The 15381-nt window shown below is 71.3% G+C and carries 18 protein-coding genes; 11 read left to right on the top strand and 7 right to left on the bottom strand.

What is annotated here, in order from left to right:
- The coding region (locus ALMP_RS14880; RefSeq protein ID WP_264927842.1) for a transposase at positions 1-530 on the top strand (530 nt) is incomplete at its 5' end.
- Positions 531-587: 57 nt separating this feature from the next.
- Here the strand turns inward: ALMP_RS14880 and ALMP_RS14875 are convergent.
- Together ALMP_RS14875 and ALMP_RS14870 are read right to left on the bottom strand one after the other, a co-directional pair.
- Positions 588-1487 carry a hypothetical protein gene (locus tag ALMP_RS14875; protein ID WP_264927840.1) on the bottom strand — a complete coding sequence of 300 codons (900 nt, stop codon included), beginning with the start codon at positions 1485-1487 and terminating at the stop codon, positions 588-590.
- Complete coding sequence (locus ALMP_RS14870; RefSeq protein WP_264927838.1) at positions 1484-2014, bottom strand: SigE family RNA polymerase sigma factor; 531 nt, start codon at positions 2012-2014, stop codon at positions 1484-1486. Before ALMP_RS14870 ends, ALMP_RS14875 begins: the two co-directional genes overlap by 4 nt.
- Before the next feature lie 80 nt (positions 2015-2094).
- On the opposite strand from ALMP_RS14870, the gene ALMP_RS14865 reads away from it, so the two are divergent.
- Positions 2095-2637 (top strand): protein phosphatase, encoded by a 543-nt coding sequence (locus tag ALMP_RS14865; protein WP_309299476.1) that lies wholly within the window; start codon positions 2095-2097, stop codon positions 2635-2637.
- Here ALMP_RS14865 and ALMP_RS14860 read toward each other — a convergent pair.
- Positions 2627-3088: a GNAT family N-acetyltransferase gene (locus tag ALMP_RS14860; protein WP_264927836.1), complete on the bottom strand. Its 462-nt coding sequence runs from the start codon at positions 3086-3088 to the stop codon at positions 2627-2629. The genes ALMP_RS14865 and ALMP_RS14860 overlap by 11 nt on opposite strands.
- Before the next feature lie 191 nt (positions 3089-3279).
- On the opposite strand from ALMP_RS14860, the gene ALMP_RS14855 reads away from it, so the two are divergent.
- The 6 genes from ALMP_RS14855 (at position 3280) to ALMP_RS14830 (ending at position 9930) form a co-directional block, all read left to right on the top strand.
- The gene (locus ALMP_RS14855) at positions 3280-4056 is read left to right on the top strand and encodes an SCO2525 family SAM-dependent methyltransferase (protein WP_264927834.1); all 777 of its coding nucleotides are present in this window, start codon (positions 3280-3282) and stop codon (positions 4054-4056) included.
- Between the two features lie 50 nt (positions 4057-4106).
- Positions 4107-5972: an SCO2524 family protein gene (locus ALMP_RS14850; protein ID WP_264927832.1), complete on the top strand. Its 1866-nt coding sequence runs from the start codon at positions 4107-4109 to the stop codon at positions 5970-5972.
- A gap of 1 nt (position 5973) precedes the next feature.
- Positions 5974-6894 (top strand): SCO2523 family variant P-loop protein, encoded by a 921-nt coding sequence (locus ALMP_RS14845; RefSeq protein WP_264927830.1) that lies wholly within the window; start codon positions 5974-5976, stop codon positions 6892-6894.
- Positions 6879-7877 carry an SCO2522 family protein gene (locus tag ALMP_RS14840; RefSeq protein WP_264927850.1) on the top strand — a complete coding sequence of 333 codons (999 nt, stop codon included), beginning with the start codon at positions 6879-6881 and terminating at the stop codon, positions 7875-7877. The genes ALMP_RS14845 and ALMP_RS14840 overlap by 16 nt, the downstream gene beginning before the upstream one ends.
- A 1-nt stretch (position 7878) precedes the next feature.
- The gene (locus ALMP_RS14835) at positions 7879-8856 is read left to right on the top strand and encodes an SCO2521 family protein (protein WP_264927828.1); all 978 of its coding nucleotides are present in this window, start codon (positions 7879-7881) and stop codon (positions 8854-8856) included.
- A gap of 72 nt (positions 8857-8928) precedes the next feature.
- Positions 8929-9930, top strand: a complete 1002-nt coding sequence (locus tag ALMP_RS14830; RefSeq protein ID WP_264927826.1) for a DUF6879 family protein — start codon at positions 8929-8931, stop codon at positions 9928-9930.
- 4 nt (positions 9931-9934) lie between these two features.
- Here the strand turns inward: ALMP_RS14830 and ALMP_RS14825 are convergent, their stop codons facing one another.
- Positions 9935-11191 (bottom strand): MFS transporter, encoded by a 1257-nt coding sequence (locus tag ALMP_RS14825; protein ID WP_264927849.1) that lies wholly within the window; start codon positions 11189-11191, stop codon positions 9935-9937.
- A gap of 53 nt (positions 11192-11244) precedes the next feature.
- Here ALMP_RS14825 and recO point away from each other — a divergent pair, with 53 nt between their 5' ends.
- From recO to ALMP_RS14810, 3 genes are read left to right on the top strand one after another with little or no spacing between them, the layout of a single operon-like run.
- A complete protein-coding gene (gene recO, locus ALMP_RS14820) occupies positions 11245-11991 on the top strand; it encodes a DNA repair protein RecO (protein WP_264927823.1) in 747 nt (248 codons plus the stop codon).
- 23 nt (positions 11992-12014) lie between these two features.
- A complete protein-coding gene (locus ALMP_RS14815) occupies positions 12015-12848 on the top strand; it encodes an isoprenyl transferase (protein WP_264927821.1) in 834 nt (277 codons plus the stop codon).
- Positions 12845-13216, top strand: a complete 372-nt coding sequence (locus ALMP_RS14810; RefSeq protein WP_264927819.1) for a hypothetical protein — start codon at positions 12845-12847, stop codon at positions 13214-13216. Before ALMP_RS14815 ends, ALMP_RS14810 begins: the two co-directional genes overlap by 4 nt.
- Positions 13217-13222: 6 nt before the next feature.
- Here ALMP_RS14810 and ALMP_RS14805 read toward each other — a convergent pair whose 3' ends face one another.
- The 3 genes from ALMP_RS14805 to ALMP_RS14795 are packed head-to-tail and all read right to left on the bottom strand — an operon-like array spanning position 13223 to position 15376.
- Positions 13223-13639, bottom strand: a complete 417-nt coding sequence (locus ALMP_RS14805; protein WP_264927817.1) for a Fur family transcriptional regulator — start codon at positions 13637-13639, stop codon at positions 13223-13225.
- A 58-nt stretch (positions 13640-13697) separates the two neighbouring features.
- A complete protein-coding gene (locus ALMP_RS14800; RefSeq protein ID WP_264927815.1) occupies positions 13698-14600 on the bottom strand; it encodes a metal ABC transporter permease in 903 nt (300 codons plus the stop codon).
- The gene (locus ALMP_RS14795) at positions 14600-15376 is read right to left on the bottom strand and encodes a metal ABC transporter ATP-binding protein (protein ID WP_264927814.1); all 777 of its coding nucleotides are present in this window, start codon (positions 15374-15376) and stop codon (positions 14600-14602) included. Before ALMP_RS14795 ends, ALMP_RS14800 begins: the two co-directional genes overlap by 1 nt.
- Positions 15377-15381: the final 5 nt, after the last annotated feature.

The raw sequence follows: 15381 nt of genomic DNA, 5'->3' as shown, positions 1-15381 counted from the left end.
CCCGCAAGCAGAAGGGATCCAAGAACCGGGCCAAGGCCCGCCAGAAGGTCGCCCGCGCCCACGCCAAGGTGGCTGATGCGCGCCGGGAGTTCCATCACCAGCTCTCCACGAAGCTGATCTCCGAGAACCAAGGGATCGCCGTGGAGGACCTGTCGGTGGTGGGGCTGGCGCGCACCAGGCTGGCCAAGTCCGTGCACGACGCGGGCTGGGCTTCGTTCATCAGCATGCTGACCTACAAGGCCGCCCGGTACGGCCGCACTCTGATCAAGATCGGCCGGTTCGAGCCGACCTCGCAGACCTGTTCCACCTGCGGCCACCGCGACGGGCCCAAACCCCTGCACGTGCGGGAATGGACGTGTACCGCCTGCGGCGCCGTCCACGACCGGGACACCAACGCCGCGATCAACGTGAAGACGGCCGCCGGACTGGCGGTATCAGCCTGCGGAGCGCCGGTAAGACCAGGAGCAGTCCCGGCACAGCGCGAAGAAGCAGGAAGCCACGGATTCCCGACTGGTTGCTGTGCCGCGTAGCGGCACAGCAACCAGTCGGGAAGGCCAGAATCCTCGCCCTTCAGGGCGAGGAGCATGTCAAGGCAGGTTCTTCTCGTACGACTCGTCCGTGTCGGAGTCGTAGACCAGCTTGCCGGCGGCGTCGTAGCCCTTGATGTGCGGGGCCAGCGTGACCTGCTGATGGAGGATGCCGGCGGCGACGAACCAGCCGTCGTCGAGGGTGGCCGTGGCCTCGCTGTCGCCGTAGGAGACGGTCACCTCGGCCACGGACGGCTGGACCGTGCCGATGATCCCCCAGCGGAACGGCAGCTTCCAGTTGCCCTTGTCCAGGTACGACTGCTGGTACAGCTTGCCGCTGTTGATGTCCGGCACGACCGTCCCCGTCGGACTGTTGTCGGGCGAGCTGATGTTGATGCCGGTCGCCTCTCCGCCCTTGATGGTGCAGATCAGCCGGACGTCGGTCTTCTCCTTGACGGCGACGACGTAGATGCCGTCGCCCGGCGCGTTGCTGTCGCCGGTGCTGTGCATCCCGAGGATGATCCGGTAGTCCCCGGCCGTGCCCAGGTGGTCCTCCTCCAGCCCGCCCGACGGCTTCGCGTCGTCGTAGGCGAGGCACTTCTCCAGTCCGTCCTCGGCCTGCTCCACGGTCACCCCGTCCAGCAGCAACCCCCCGGAGGCCGCCTGCTCGGGGGCGCTCGGGGTGGGGCTCTGCGGGGCGCTGACCGACGACATGGGCGTCGTCGGGTCAGCGTCCCCGCCCCCGTTCCCCCCGGCCACGGCGTACGCCCCCGCCGGCACCGCGGCCAGCCCCACCAGTGCCGCCCCCGTCACCGCGATCCGCCGCCGCCGCTCGACCAGGCCCCGCCGCCTGATCGCCTGGTAGGGCGCGGCGGAAGGCTGGATGGTGTAAGCGTCGTCCGTCATCAGTTCCCTCACCAGTTCCTCGAAGTCCCGTTCGCTGTCTGCTCCGTGGTTCACTTTCCGCCTCCCGGCCCGGACACCGCGCGGCCCTCCCGGGCCAGTCCCGGGTACGTGCGCAGCTTGGCCAGCCCCTTCGACGCCTGGCTCTTGACCGTGCCGGTCGAGCAGCCGAGCACCTCGGCCACCTCCGCCTCGGAGAGGTCCTCCCAGTACCGCAGGACCACCACCGCCCGCTGTTTGGCGGGCAGCAGGGCCAGCCCGGCGAGCAGGGTGCCGCGCTCCTCCACCTGACCGACCGCTTCGTCGCGCCCCGGTGTCTCGGGCGGCGCCGCGGTCAGCGCCTCGGTGACCCGCCGTTTGCGGAACCGGTCGCTGTTGCAGCTGACCAGCATCCGGCGGACGTAGGCCTCCGGACTGTCGCTGCGCGCGATCCGCCGCCACGACCGGTACGCCTTCGCCAGCGCGGTCTGTGTCAGGTCCTCCGCGTGGTGCGCGTCGCCCGTGAGCAGATAGGCGGTCCGGACCAGCCGCGACCACCGCGCCCTGACGAACTCCTGGAACTGGGCCTCAAGTTCGGCCTGCATCAAGCACCCTCCTCGCCCTCCAGACCGCCGGTCGGACGGAATCGGTTGCCCGGGAATCGCGGACGGGTTCGAATGGGGGCATGGAACAGGAGTCGGGGAGCGGTCGGGCGGGCCGGCGGGACGGGGATCGGGAGCGGGATCCGGCGAGCGGGCGGCGGGATCGGGGCGAGTGGGCGTGGCGGCCGGGCGGGCCCGGTGTGCTGGAGCTGCCGTCCGGGCGGCTGGTGCGCGGGCGCGGCCTGCGCCGGCCCCTGGATCCGGCGGCTCCCGTCCCCTCGTACGGCCTGTACCTCCTCGGCTCCCGGCCCCCGGAGGTCGCCTGGGAGGCGCGCTGGATCCGCTGGCCCGACTTCCGGTTGCCCGCCGACCGTGGGGACGCCCGCACGGCGCTGGCCGAGGCCTGGCGGCGGGCGGCAGGCGAGCGCGTGGAGGTCGCCTGCGGCGGCGGACGCGGCCGTACGGGAACGGCGCTGGCGTGTCTGGCGGTGCTGGACGGCGTACCGGCCGCCGAGGCGGTCGACTTCGTGCGCCGGCACTACGACCGGCACGCCGTGGAGACGCCCTGGCAGCGGCGTTATGTGCGGAGGTTCACCCCGACGGGCGCCGCCGGTCTCACAGGCTGAGCGTCATCAGCAGCCGGTGGGCGCCGGGGCCGAAGTAGTCCTTGCGGGGGCCGTCGGCGTCGGGGACGAAGCCCAGGCTCTGGTAGAGCGCCACGGCCGTGTCGTTGCCGGGCTCCACCGAGAGGGACACGGAGCGGACGCCCTCCGCGCGCAGGTGGTCCAGTATCCGCGTCATCAGCTGCCGGCCGAGGCCCTGTCCGCGCAGCCCGGGCGCGATGCCGAGACTCAGGATCCAGCTCCGGGCCGCGTTCGGCGGCGTCGAGAGCACGTACCCGACCAGGTCCTCGCCGTCGTCCACGACGAACACGTAGTCCGGGAACGAGGCCAGCATCTGGCGCAGGACGAAGTAGGGGTAGGGGTCGGAGGGGAAGGCCTCCGCGTCGAGGCGGACGACAGTGGGCAGATCCTCCTCCGTGGCCGCTCTGATCCGTAAGGGCGTTTCCCCGGCCACCCGGTCCGCTGTCGAACCGGCGGCCGACGGAAAACGATCTCCGGGAAGAGGAGTCATACCGTCCCCTTGTGAAGGATCGACAAAGCGAATGGCTCTTGCCCTCGCTCTTGTGCGATATGCATACCTGATCGTCCATCATTGCCCGGTGCATCCGCTCCTTCAAGACCTGGGCGTACTGCTAGGCTGAACCAATGACCCCGGGACCGCCCACGGTTGACCAGAAGTTGAATGCGCAGGTGCGTTGGGACGACTTCGATCCCCACGCGTACATCGAGCGCAATTACCTGGAGATCCAGGCCGTGGACGAGGAGATCCTGTCCCTGGTGCGCGATCACTTCAGTGATCATTTCCGGGACGGTGGCGGCCGGGTGGCTTCCGGTATCGATGTCGGCGCGGGGCCCAATCTCTATCCCGCTCTCGCCATGCTTCCCTGGTGCGACCGGATCACCCTGCTGGAGCGGTCCTCGAAGAACCTGGAGTACCTGCGCGGCCAGCTCTCCCACTACGACCCCCACTGGGACCGGTTCTGGGAGGTCCTCTGCAAGGACGAGGCATATGCCACGCTGGACACGGACCCCAGGGTGCGGTTCAAGGAAGCCGTCCAGCGGCCCGAGGCGGGCAGCCTCTTCGACCTCTGCGGCGGCGGCCGGCGCTGGGACCTCGGCACCATGTTCTTCGTCGCGGAATCCATCACCAACTCCCTCACGGAATTCCGCCGCGGAGTCGGCTGCTTCATGCGCGCGTTGAATCCCGGCGCCCCTTTCGCCGCCGCCTTCATGGAACATTCCGAGGGATATCGGGTGGGCGCCCATGAATTCCCGGCCCGAGACGTGGACGAATCCGAAGTGCGGACCGTGCTCAGCGGTCATGCGGAAGATCTCACGATCCATCGCATGGCCAATCCGAAGCAACTGGTGCGCGACGGATACACGGGAATGATCCTCGCCTGCGGGCGACGGAAGAAATGACTCCCGATCCGCTCTTTCCATGGTGACGGGCCTGTGCGAGGGGAATGGGCATGCAGATCAAACCGAGACAGAATCTGCTCGAAGTGTGGCAGGCCGTCGCCCGCCATTCCTTCGTCGACGGGGCATGGGAATGGGGCGCCTCGGGCGGCCGCAGCAGCGTCGCCGACGCCGAGCGTCTGCTCTGTCTCATGTACCCGGCCACGGAAATCACCGCGTTACGCCTCGACGATCCCGACACCACACAACGGGACGTCGAAAGGACGCTGCGGGCCGCGGGTGACTCCAGTGAGGTTCCCGGCACCCTGGTGAAGGTCCTCACCGACTTCATGGAACAGCACCGCGGCGACGAACACCCCACCTTCGCCGGCGGCCACTACTTCAGCGCCGCGGACCCCGAAGAAGAACTCACCAAAGAACAGAAGGAGTTGGGCGTCGTCGACGCCTACTCCATGTCGGTCACCCTCTGCCTCGCCACCCTCGGCTTCCTCAAGGTCTACCAGGGCAAGACCCAGCGGGCGAGCACGCTCGCCCAGATCGAACGGCTCCGCGAGGCCACCAGCGCCCGGCTGACCGCCGCCATGGTCAGCCTGCTGCGCTCCTTCACCGTCAACGTCGTCGACGTCTCCTCCGAGCAGGGGCAGTCCCTGACCCGGCTGCTCGGCCAGGGCCGGCTCTCCGAACGCCAGGTCGTGCAACGCTTCCAGGAGCGCTTCAAGCCCCTGCGCGCCGTCATCAGCGAAAGCGTCACCCTCGGCCTCGACTCCGACGTCACCGACGAACTGCGCAACGAGAACCGCCTCTTCGAATGCGGCTGGGCGTGGAGCCTGGTCAAGGGCGCCCCCGAGATCGAGGTCGAGCCGCAGACCGCCCAGGCGATCGGCAAGCAGCCCCCGGGCGTCGCCCGCCCCGTGCCCTACCTGTACTTCACCGTCGTCGCCCTCGACGGCATCCCCGACCTGTTCTCCGAGCGCACCCTCGTCCTCGGTCTGCTCAGCCCCGAACAGCAGAGGCTGGCCGACGCGCTGCGGCTGCGCTGGGAGATCACCCAGCAGTACTGGTCGGCCATCGCCCGCTTCGGCGACGGCGTCTGGCCGCTGGAGCAGATCCCCTGGCGCACCACCCTCCAGCAACTGGAGTCCGAGTACTTCTCCCTCTCCGTCGCCTCCATCCTCGTGCACGACCTGGTGCGCCGCCGCGCCACCGACGACGACCTCACCCGCACCGTCACCGTCATGGAACGCCTCGCCGAACGCGGCCGGATCACCAGCGGCATGACCCGCGACGACCCCGCGATCGGCCTGCACGACCCGGGCATCACCCTGCCGCTGCTGGGCAGCGAGGCCGTCGGCCCCGCCATGAAGTGGACGATGTCGGACTTCTCCGCGCAGCTGCTCAAGCGGACCATCCAACTCTGCTCGCTGTCGCGGAACATCGCCTCCCAGGACCGCCTGCTGCGGCTCGCCGAGGACATCCTCGACCACCTCTGGCAGCGCCGCATCACCGAGGGCGACGGCGTCGGCCTGTGGGACCACGTGCACGCCGTCTACCCCGAGACACCCGACCGCCGGCGGCCGTTGTCCTGGTCCATGACCGAGCGCGTCACCGAATGCATGGTCGCCGCCCACGCCCTCTACGACCAGCCCCCCATCCGCAGCGCCGAACTCTCCCAGCAGGCACGGGCGTTGATCAGCGAGGCGGCCCACCTCTTCGGCAAGGAGCAGATGCAGCAGCCCGCCCCCGCCCCCAAGAGCCCGCAGGGCGAGGAGATCAAGGGCATCGAGGCCGACCTGCGGCGCGCCCGACGGCTGGTCGACGAACAGCCCGGCACCGCCTACGCGCTGGCCCTCGGCGTCCTCGTCCGCCTGGACGCCCTGGTCCGGGCCCGGGGCGGCGGCTCCGGGTTCCAGGGGGTGTGAGGTGCTCGTCTTCGCCGCCTCCGACAAGGGAGGCACCGGGCGTTCCGTCACCAGCGCCAACCTCGCCTACCACCGCGCGCTGGACGGGGACGACGTCTGCTACCTGGACTTCGACTTCGGCTCGCCCACCGCGGCCGCCGTCTTCGACCTGCCCGACGTCCTCACCGAGGCCGAGGGACGCGGCCTGCACTCGTATCTCAAGGGCAAGACCGGCGAACCCCTGCGGGTCGACGTCTGGTCCCGCACCGAACACCCCGTGCTGAGCAGCCGGCCCGGCGGCTCCGGGCGGCTGGTGCTGCTGCCCGGCGACCGCACCGGCGGCGAATTCGTCACCGACGAGGAGAACCTGCACCGGTGCGTGGACCTCGTTCTGAAGCTCAAGCGCGAATTCGACGTGATCATCGTCGATCTGAGCGCCGGACGCAGTTATGCGATGGACCTCGCCCTCGCCGCCACCTCACCCCGCGGCGGACTCGGACGCCTGAAAACCCGCTGGCTCGTCTATCACCGCTGGACCCGGCAGCACGTCATGGCGGCCGCCGAACTCGTGTACGGAAAGCAGGGCATCGTGCAGGCCGGTGTCGCCATGGGCCACCAGCACGACACGCTTTCCGCCGCGATCCGCTTCGTCCGGGCCGCCGTCCCCGATCTCGAGTCGCCGCTGTGGTCGCAGGTCTCGACCACCCAGTACGCCTGGATGCAGCAGTGCGACACCCAACTCGAGGAAATCGCCGCGGGCCGCGGCATCGGCAAGACCAAGGTGCTCTCCTCCATTCCGCTGGAACCCGTCCTCCAGTGGCAGGAACGCCTCATCACCGACGAGGACGTGCACGACCGCCGGATCGCCAATGTCGAGACCTGGAAGAAGATGGGCGAACTGGCGCAGCGCCTGACCGACGACACGTTCTGGGGGCAGCTGTGAACGGCGGGAGAACCGTCTTCCGGGAGACCAGCGCGCAGCCACGCACCGAATCCGTGCCCTTCTCCCATCTCTCCCTGGAATTAGGGCACTTGTACATGGAGGACTTCATCGAGGGGCCCGAACGGCTGCGCCGGCACTTCGCCGCCGTACGGCCCTGGGTGGAGGCCGCCCGCACCGGCGTCGGCCCGCTCCCGGCCGGCGGACGCCCCCGGATCAGCACCTGCTTCCTCATCGACGACTACTTCAGCCGGCTGTCCACCCCCGCCGAACTGATACCCCCGCTGCTGCGGGCCGCCGCCGACACCGGCCTGACCATCGACTACCTGGCCCGCGAGTCCGCCTGCGCCACGACCGACCCGGCCCACCGCGACCGCGCCGCACTCGCCGAGTCCGTACTGCACCGGCTGGTGGAGTCCCCGCCGCCCGGCAGCAGCGGCTTCCGCCCGCCGGTCAGCCGCACCGGCTGGCTCACCAACGGCCGGCGCACCCCCACCCACCGCACCTCCGCCGCCCTGGACCCCACCGGCGCCGCCTGGGAACCGCCGAGCGAGACCGGGGCCCGCGGCCACTCCGTCTTCATGGACGTCGAACTGTGGAGCGGGCCGGAGGAGGAGCGCACCTGGTCCTGCGCCTTCCTCGCCTCCGTCTGGCAGCTGGTCCGGCTCGGCCTGCTGCGCGACAACGGCGCGGCGGTGCTGACCCCGCGGGACTGGGACCCCAAGGAGTTCCCGGCCCAGTGGGACGCCCTGCCGGCCGTGGTCCGCCTCAACCCGCTCGCGGCGCCGTTCACCGCGTACGCCACGTGCAGCATCCTCCCGGCCCGGTTCCTGCCCGTCGAGCACGCCGTCCGCGTCATCCTCGACCAGGTCCACGTCGAGCCCGAGGCGCTGCGCCAGATCACCGACCGCTCCGCGCGGGAGGGCGTCACCGTGCCCACCGGCGTCGTGGACCGCACCTCCTACGTGTTCCCGCCGGGGCTGTGACATGAGCGGCCTGGGCACCACCACGGACACGGTCCTCGTCTGCGGCGAGGTGCGCACCTGTCTGCTGCCCACCCGCGACGCGGTGGACGAGCGGGTCGCCGCACAGCTGCTGCGGCTGCGCGCCGACGAACCGGTCCGGATCTCCCGGCGCCCCAACCTGCACGCCGTCTCCCCGGACGTCCTCACCGGCGTCGACTGCCGGCTGCCCACCGCCGGCGGCGCCAAGATCCGCGCGGTCGGCACGGTGACGGCCCGCGCGGCGCTCGTCGAGGGCCGGGTGCTCCAGGCCACGGCCTACTTCTCCGCCCCCGCCCGCGGGCCCGACCGGCGCCGGCCGTGGGGGTACTACCTGGTCCGGCCCGGCGTCCTGGTGCCGGTCGGCCGGCTCCCCCGCAAGGCGGTCGTCGAGGGCTTCCTGGCCGGGCACCAGAGCGACGAGCTGGACGTCGGCTCGGTCTCCGAGGGCCTGCTCGCGCGGATCTCCCGCCAGCACCGCCTGCTGGACCACGACCAGCCCCTCACCACGACCGACACCAGCCTGCGCTTCAGCGCCGTACCGGTCGACGACGGCGAGGAGCCGGCCGTGTACTTCACCGAGGCCGCCGAGGGCCGGCGCCTCGTCGAGCTGCGGCTGCCGCGCGGCACCGAGCCCGCCGCCGTCGCCGGGCTCTGCGAGGACCTCGCCCTGCACAACTGGCTGCTGACGACCGTCGGGCGCAAACTCGACGGCCTCAGGCTCGGCTCCGACGACGGCACGGCCGCCCTGAAGGTGCTGCGCCCGCTCGTCGACCACCTGCTGCACCTGTGGATGCCCCAGGCCCGCGTCGACCGCGCCCTGAGCGGCCCCTGGGAGGAACTGGAGCGGACCCCCGGGTTCAGCAGACAGTGGCACAGCATGGCCCAGCGCGTCCGCGACCAGCTGGCGCTGCTCAACCTCGTCCGGCGGGACGCCCACAGCGACGCGCTGACGACACCCTGACGCACCACCGAACCCGCACCACCGCACCACCACATCCGTTCGCGCACGATCCCGACGGGGGGAGAAAGAGAGATGGATGCACCGACGAACCCACTCGGCCAAGGGGGCCGGCAGCGGCGTCCCGGCAGTGACAGCGCACGCCAACTGACGCTGAAGCTGCTGGTCACCGTGGTGGTGGGCGGCGTGGTCTACGTCCTCACCAACGTCCTGCTGCCCAAGGAGGAGGGGCCCTGGCAGCTCGTGCTGTCGGTGCTGTGCGGCGGCACCGTGCTGATCGTGCAGTTCATGGCGTCCTTCGTGAACCAGCTCAGCGAGCTGAAGGACGTCGTGGAGAAGCGCTTCGCCGACATAGGTGAGGCGACCAAGCTCTTCAACGAGGTGGAGAAGCTGCGCGGCGACGGGGTGCCCCGGCTCGCCGAACACGCCACCAAGGTCGTGTCCATGGGGCCGGCCATCCTGCACGACTTCGCCCACGAGGAGATCAACCGCCTCGCCGGGCAGATGGAGGACCTCACCAACCTCAGCGCCGAGTCGCCCGGCGAGAACCACGACTGGCTCATGACGCTGACCAAGTGCACCAAGTTCAGCATCGACGCCATCAGCACCAGCGTCGTAGACGACGGCTTCTGGTCCACCGAACCCGCGAACCGCTATCTGACCGCCCAGCGCGAGGCGATCATGGAACGGCACATCACGGTCCGGCGCCTGTTCATCGTCAAGGAGAACCAGGAGCGCGCCGCGCTCACCCCGATCTGCGAGGAGCAGCGGGAGATGGGCATCCAGGTGCGCGTGGTGGCCCTGGACCGGCTCCCGGCCCACCTGCGGCGCGGCAAGATGATCGACTTCATCCTCTTCGACAGAGCCCTCTCCTACGAGATCCACCCCGACCAGCTGGGCCTGAACTCCTCGACCGGGGTGAACGCCCGCCCGGAACTGGTCCAGCCGTTACAGCGCCGCTTCGAGCAACTCTGGGAGGCCGCCCGGGAACAGACGTCCCCCAACGGCCTGCCCGACCCGGCGGGCCTGCGCTCCCTGACCGGCGGCGGCAACGGCGACGACCCGGCCGGGGCGTGACGCCTCAGCCGGACACGTCGAGGCGGCGCCGGCCGGCGTCCTCGTCCGCCACGGCCCGGCCGAGTCCGGCCGTGAACAGCAGCGGCGGCGTCGCCAGCAGCAGCACGCCCGCCAGCGCCAGGGCCGCGCGGGTGCCGGCGAGGGCCGCCAGGACGCCCCACAGGGCCGTCAGCGACGCGATGGCGGCCTTGCTGCTGACCGACCACGCCGACAGCGTGCGGGTCACCCGGTCCGCCGGGGTCAGCTCCAGCCGGGCCGTGGCCATCACCGGGTTGAACACGCCGATGCAGGTGATCAGCCCCAGCTCCACGATCATCACGAGCGCGAGCCCGGCGGGTCCCGGCCGCACGAAGGCCAGCCCCAGCGGCCAGCACGCCCGCAGCGTCCCCGCCGTGCGCAGCACCCGGCGCCGCCCGTACCGGGCGACCAGGCGCGGCGCCAGCCGGGAGCCGATCAGACCGCCCACGCAGGGCACCGCGAAGGCGAGGCCGTACTGCCAGGGCGCGAAGCCCAGCGGGCCCAGCATCAGTACGGCCAGCGGCGGCGCGACGGCCATGATCAGGCCGTTGACCAGGAGTGTGTTCAGGAACAGCGGGCGCAGCGCGCGATGGGTCAGCAGATGCCGCCAGCCCGCGAGCAGTTCCCCCGGGGCGAGGCGCCGCGGCCCGCCCACGGGACGCGGCTCGTGTCCGCCGACGGCCCGCAGGCCCGCCGCCGACAGCAGATAGCTGACGGCGTCCACCGTCACCGTCACCACCGGCCCGAACACGCCGACCGCCGCCCCGCCGAGCGGCGGCCCCAGCATGGTGGCCGTCCACGTCGTCGACTCGAACCGGCCGTTCGCCACGAGCAGGTCCTCCGGCGGCACCAGCCACTTCAGGAACGCCCCGCTCGCCGCCGTGAAGGTGATGTCGGCGGCGGCCACCACCACCGACACCAGCAGCAACTGCCCGAAGCCGAGCCCGCCCAGCGCGAAGGCCACCGGGACGCTCAGCAGGGCCGCGCACCGCACCAGGTCCGCCGCGATCATCACCGGCCGCTTGCGCCGGAACTCCACCCACGGCCCCAGCGGCACGGCCAGCGCCGCCCCCACCGCCGGACCCACGGCCGCCAGCGCCGCCACCTCGGCCGGCCCGGCGTGCAGCACCAGCACCGTGATCAGCGGAAACGCGTCGAAGGCCAGCCGGGTCCCGAACGCACTGACCGCGTACGCCCCCCACAGCCATCCGAACCCGCGCCCCAGCGTCCGCCGCACCACCAGGCGATCGTACTGGCCGGGCACACGGCCCCCTCCCCGTAGGCGAGAATGGCCCCATGAGTCTGTTCCGCGACGACGGCATCGTGCTGCGCACCCAGAAGCTGGGTGAGGCGGACCGGATCATCACGCTGCTCACGCGCGGACACGGCCGGGTCCGGGCCGTCGCGCGCGGTGTGCGGCGCACCAAGTCCAAGTTCGGCGCCCGGCTCGAACCCTTCTCCCACGTCGACGTGCAGTTCTTCGCGCGGGGGAGCGAGCTGGTGGGCCGCGGGCTGCCGCTGTGCACCCAGAGCGAGACCATCGCGCCGTACGGCGGCGGCATCGTCAGCGACTACGCCCGCTACACCGCCGGGACGGCCATGCTGGAGACCGCCGAGCGGTTCACCGACCACGAGGGCGAGCCGGCCGTGCAGCAGTACCTGCTGCTCGTCGGGGCGCTGAGGACGCTCGCCCGGGGCGAGCACGCGCCGCATCTGGTCCTCGACGCGTTCCTGCTGCGCTCCCTCGCCGTCAACGGCTACGCGCCCAGCTTCGGCGACTGCGCCAAGTGCGGCATGCCGGGACCCAACCGGTTCTTCTCCGTGGCCTCGGGCGGCTCGGTCTGCGCCGACTGCCGGGTGCCCGGCAGTGTCGTACCGTCGCCGCGGACGCTGGAACTGCTGGGCGCGCTGCTCACGGGAGACTGGGAGACGGCGGACGCGTGCGAGGCGCGGTACGTCCGGGAGGGCAGCGGGCTGGTGTCCGCCTACCTGCACTGGCATCTGGAGCGCGGCCTGCGCTCCCTTCGGTACGTGGAAAAGTAAGCAGCGAAGGAGACGAGAAGCACATGGTCGTACGCGGGATCCTGGGGCGCCAGCGGCGCCAGTACCGGACGCCTGAGCCGCACCCGTCCGGCGCCCGTGCGCCGAAGCTTCCCGGCGAACTGGTCCCCGAGCATGTGGCGATCGTCATGGACGGCAACGGCCGCTGGGCCAAGGAGCGCGGGCTGCCCCGCACCGAGGGCCACAAGGTCGGCGCCGAGCGCGTCCTGGACGTGCTCCAGGGCGGCATCGAGATCGGTGTGCGCAACATCTCCCTGTACGCCTTCTCCACCGAGAACTGGAAGCGCTCGCCGGACGAGGTGCGCTTCCTGATGAACTTCAACCGCGACTTCATCCGCAAGACCCGCGACCAGCTCGACGAGCTGGGCATCCGGGTGCGCTGGGTGGGCCGTATGCCCAAGCTGTGGAGGTCGGTCGCCAAGGAGCTCCAGGTCGCCCAGGAGCAGACCAAGGGCAACGACCTGCTCACGCTGTACTTCTGCATGAACTACGGCGGCCGCGCGGAGATCGCCGACGCGGCGCTGGCGCTCGCGCAGGACGTGAAGGCGGGCCGGCTCGACCCGTCCAAGGTCAACGAGAAGACGTTCGCGAAGTACCTGTACTACCCGGACATGCCGGACGTCGACCTGTTCCTGCGCCCCAGCGGCGAGCAGCGCACCTCCAACTACCTGCTCTGGCAGAGCGCCTACGCGGAGATGGTCTTCCAGGACGTCCTGTGGCCGGACTTCGACCGGCGTGACCTGTGGCGCGCGTGTGTGGAGTTCGCCTCGCGGGACCGGCGGTTCGGCGGTGCCGTCCCGAACGAGGAGCTGCTGGCGATGGAGGGCAACCAGGATTGAGTCCTGCCGCCCGTACGAGGGTCGTCCGCGGCTGTGCGGCGGGCGGCCTGTTCGCTTTCGCCGCGCTGATCGTGCTGCTCGCGTTCTCCGCCACGATCGAGATGGAGACGTTCCCCGGGCTGCGGGAGAACCTCGCCCCGGTCGCCGTCGTCATGCTGGGGTGCGCCCTGCTGCCGGCCGCCGGGGCCGTCGCCCTGGCCGGGTGGCGGTCGCGGGCCGCCTGGGTCCTCACCGGCTGTCTGGCCGCCCTGGTGGCGCTGCGGCTGTGGACGCTCGCGCCGATGCTGCACTGCTGGTCGTACGAGAGCGTGGGCCGCGAGGAGGACGGCTCCTACACCTGTGTGAACCGGGGGGACATGCTGCCCTGACGGGCTTCAGGCGATCTTCGCCGCGCAGTCCGCGCAGGTGCCGAAGATCTCCACCGTGTGCGCCACGTTCACATAGCCGTGCTCGGCGGCGATGGCGTCCGCCCACTTCTCCACCGCAGGGCCCTCCACCTCGACGGCCTTGCCGCAGGCGCGGCAGACCAGGTGGTGGTGGTGTTCGCCGGTGGAGCAGCGGCGGTAGACGGACTCGCCGTCGGAGGTGCGCAGGACGTCGACCTCGCCGGCGTCGGCGAGGGACTGGAGCGTGCGGTAGACCGTGGTCAGCCCGACGGAGTCGCCCTTGTGCTTGAGCATGTCGTGGAGCTCCTGCGCGCTGCGGAACTCGTCGACCTCGTCGAGCGCCGCCGCCACGGCGGCACGCTGCCGCGTGGCGCGGCCCTTCACGGGCGATCCAGCGGTCGTCACCGATGCCTCCTCACGTCTGCGCCTGCCGGGCCATTGTGCCAGCCCCCGCTGTGCGCGGTCAGACGCCGACCCCGTCGTCGACCCCTCGCGTGGCCGGAATCGTGCACTCTGCGGGATCCCCGCCGGGGTGGGCGGCGGCGAGCGCCCGGGCACGGCGACGGGCCAGCGGGGCCGCGAGCGCGGTCAGCGCGATGAACGCGGCGATGGTCAGCAGCACGATCGTCGCGCCGGGCGGGACGTCCTGGTAGTACGAGGTGACCGTGCCACCGATGGTCACGCTCACGCCGATCGCGACGGCGATGGCGAAGGTCGCCGCGAAGCTGCGGCTGAGCTGCTGGGCCGCCGCGACCGGCACCACCATCAGCGCGGACACCAGCAGCAGGCCGACGACGCGCATCGCGACCGTCACGGTGACCGCCGCCGTGATCGCGGTCAGCAGGTTCAGGGCGCGCACCGGCAGTCCGGTCACCCGCGCGAACTCCTCGTCCTGGCTGACCGCGAACAGCTGCCGGCGCAGACCGAGGGTGACGAGGACCACGAACGCCGCGAGGACGCAGATCGCGGTCACGTCCGACTCGGACACCGTCGACAACGAGCCGAACAGGTACGACGTCAGGTTGGCGTTGGAGCCGGTCGGCGCGAGGTTGATGAACATCACGCCGCCGGCCATGCCGCCGTAGAAGAGCATCGCGAGGGCGATGTCGCCGCGGGTCCTGCCGTACCAGCGGATCAGTTCCATGAGGACGGCGCCGATGACGGAGACGAGCGTGGCCATCCACACCGGGGACCAGGACAGCAGGAAGCCGAGGCCGACGCCGGTCATCGCGACGTGGCCGATGCCGTCGCCCATGAGGGCCTGACGGCGCTGGACGAGGTAGATGCCGATGGCGGGGGCGGTGATGCCGACCAGGACGGCGGCGAGCAGCGCCCGCTGCATGAAGGCGTAGTCGAGGATGTCCATCAGCTCAGCAGTCCCGTGCGGATCGGTTCGGCGCCCGCCGGTGCGTGCGGGTGCACGTGGTCGTGGCCGGGCAGGGCGTGCTGGCCGACCGCCTTCGGCGGCGGGCCGTCGTGGGTCACGCAGCCCTCGCGCAGGACGACCGCCCGGTCGATCAGGGGCTCCAGCGGGCCCAGTTCGTGCAGCACGAGCAGGACGGTCGTGCCCTTGGCCACCTGCTCGCGCAGGGTCGCCGCGAGCACTTCCTGGCTGGCCAGGTCGACGCCCGCCATCGGCTCGTCCATGATCAGCAGTTCCGGCTCGGCGGCGAGCGCGCGGGCGATGAGCACCCGCTGGTGCTGGCCGCCGGAGAGGGCGTCGACGGAGTCCTTGGCGCGGTCGGCCATGCCGACCAGCTCCAGCGCGTGCCGTACGGCCGCGTGGTCGGCCTTGCGCAGGACGCCGAAGCGGGCCCGGGACAGACGCCCGGAGGAGACGACCTCGGTCACGGTCGCCGGGACGCCGCCCGCGGCGGTGGTGCGCTGCGGTACGTAACCGAGGCGCGCCCAGTCGCGGAAGCGGGCGCGGGGCGTGCCGAACAGTTCGATGTCCCCGGCGCTGACCGGGACCTGGCCGATGACGCTGCGCACGGCCGTCGACTTGCCGGAGCCGTTCGCGCCGAGCAGCGCGACGACCTCACCGTGGTGCACGGTGAGGTCGATGCCGCGCAGGACGGGGCGCGAGCCCAGCTCGGCGCGGACGCCGCGCAGGGATATGACGGGCTCGCCCTTGGGGTCCATGACGC

The sequence above is a fragment of the Streptomyces sp. A012304 genome (genome assembly GCF_026008495.1).
Lineage (GTDB): Bacteria > Actinomycetota > Actinomycetes > Streptomycetales > Streptomycetaceae > Streptomyces.
The sequence above is the reverse complement of the archived record's forward strand: the minus strand, read 5'-3'. Positions and strand labels throughout refer to the sequence as shown.

Bases quoted from the DNA above. Each gene is read 5' to 3' on its own strand.
- ALMP_RS14870 (WP_264927838.1), bottom strand. From the start codon at position 2,014: ATGCAGGCCGAACTTGAGGCCCAGTTCCAGGAGTTCGTCAGGGCGCGG.
- recO (WP_264927823.1), top strand. From the start codon at position 11,245: ATGAGTCTGTTCCGCGACGACGGCATCGTGCTGCGCACCCAGAAGCTG.
- ALMP_RS14815 (WP_264927821.1), top strand. From the start codon at position 12,015: ATGGTCGTACGCGGGATCCTGGGGCGCCAGCGGCGCCAGTACCGGACG.
- ALMP_RS14835 (WP_264927828.1), top strand. From the start codon at position 7,879: ATGAGCGGCCTGGGCACCACCACGGACACGGTCCTCGTCTGCGGCGAG.
- ALMP_RS14795 (WP_264927814.1), bottom strand. From the start codon at position 15,376: ATGGACCCCAAGGGCGAGCCCGTCATATCCCTGCGCGGCGTCCGCGCC.
- ALMP_RS14800 (WP_264927815.1), bottom strand. From the start codon at position 14,600: ATGGACATCCTCGACTACGCCTTCATGCAGCGGGCGCTGCTCGCCGCC.
- ALMP_RS14855 (WP_264927834.1), top strand. From the start codon at position 3,280: ATGACCCCGGGACCGCCCACGGTTGACCAGAAGTTGAATGCGCAGGTG.
- ALMP_RS14830 (WP_264927826.1), top strand. From the start codon at position 8,929: ATGGATGCACCGACGAACCCACTCGGCCAAGGGGGCCGGCAGCGGCGT.
- ALMP_RS14850 (WP_264927832.1), top strand. From the start codon at position 4,107: ATGCAGATCAAACCGAGACAGAATCTGCTCGAAGTGTGGCAGGCCGTC.
- ALMP_RS14865 (WP_309299476.1), top strand. From the start codon at position 2,095: ATGGAACAGGAGTCGGGGAGCGGTCGGGCGGGCCGGCGGGACGGGGAT.